The sequence below is a fragment of the Streptomyces niveus genome, from assembly GCF_001723055.1.
GTDB classification, from domain to species: Bacteria; Actinomycetota; Actinomycetes; order Streptomycetales; family Streptomycetaceae; genus Streptomyces; species Streptomyces niveus.
The window spans coordinates 1-1204 of the sequence record NZ_MDCR01000590.1; the positions used below are offsets into that span (position 1 = coordinate 1).

General features: G+C 74.2%; 1 protein-coding gene and 1 pseudogene. Both read right to left on the reverse strand.

Annotated features, from left to right (window positions below):
• Positions 1-372: lactate/malate family dehydrogenase (locus BHU15_RS37760; RefSeq protein WP_438285013.1), on the reverse strand; the 372-nt coding region annotated here is incomplete at its 3' end.
• Positions 373-925: 553 nt separating this feature from the next.
• Positions 926-1180 (reverse strand): annotated as a pseudogene (locus tag BHU15_RS37765) (DUF2690 domain-containing protein); the annotation flags it as partial.
• Positions 1181-1204 lie beyond the last annotated feature (24 nt).

Sequence of the window (1204 nt, forward strand, 5' to 3'; positions counted from 1 at the left end):
GTCGTCGGCGGCGTGGTCGTTGATGGCCTTGCCCTGCGGCTTGAAGATGCCACCGTTGGCGGAGAGCAGGTCGCCGCGCTCCATACCCTTGGTACGGGGGCGGGCGCCGACGAGCAGCGCGACGTTGGCGCCGGAGAAGGCGGCGTTCGCGTCGTCGGTGATCTCGATGCCGCGAAGCAGCGGGAAGGCGCAGTCGTCAAGCTCCATGGCGGTGCCCTCGGCGGCCTTCAGCCCCTGCGGGATCTCCAGGAGGCGCAGGCTGACCGGCACGTCCGCGCCGAGCAGTTGGCCGGAGGCGATGCGGAAGAGCAGCGCGTATCCGATCTGGCCGGCTGCGCCGGTGACGGTGACATTCACGGGAGTGCGGGTCATGGCGGTCTCCGTTAGACAGCGGTGGAACGGCGGGCGGCAGGGGCCGTGCCCCTGGTGCGGGCCATCTCTCCGACGGCGGGTGAATCTTGTCTTGACGTGAAGAGACAACCGCCGGTCAGGCTATCCGACGGGGCGGGGGTACCGCCCTGCGGGGCGCGACGGGGTCGCGTACGGCGGGGTGCGACCCGCCGCCGGGCCGGGTGGGCGCGGCGCGACGCGAACGGAGCCGCTCGCCGCGTAGGGCGGCTGGTCACGCACGCACACGGCGCACGGCGCGCACCGAGACCATGGCCGCCTGCGGCAACCGGCGCGTGCGCGGCCAACTCACGACGGCGCGGGCGGTGGGGTGCGGGGCGCCGACGCACCGGCCGCGCGGGGCGGTGACGGCGCGCGGCGGACACCGCTCAACGCGAGCGCTTACTCGCCGCGTACGGCAGGTGGTCGGGCACGTACACGGCGCACGGCCCGCACCGGGCCGTGGCCGCCTGCGGTGACAGCCGCTGCGTGCGCGGCCAACTCACGGCAACGCGCGCCGCGTACCGCAGCCCCCGGCTCAGCCGCCCGCCGTCGTGCAGCCCTCCACGCCCGTCGTCAGCGTTGCGCAGGCCTCCGCCGCCGCGGCCGAGGGGACCGCGAGCATGGGGGTGTAGGCGTCCTTGTCCGCGTTCACCGTGCCCGTTTGGGGTTGGTCGTCGCCCTGGGTGGAGGATATTTCGACCGTGTCGCCCGGGGCCGCCTCGGTGATGCGGGCCCAGGCCACCCCGCACGTCTCGCTGTAGCGGACCTCGACGACCGCCGTGCCGACCTTCGTGGTCGTCGAGGTCCGCTACAG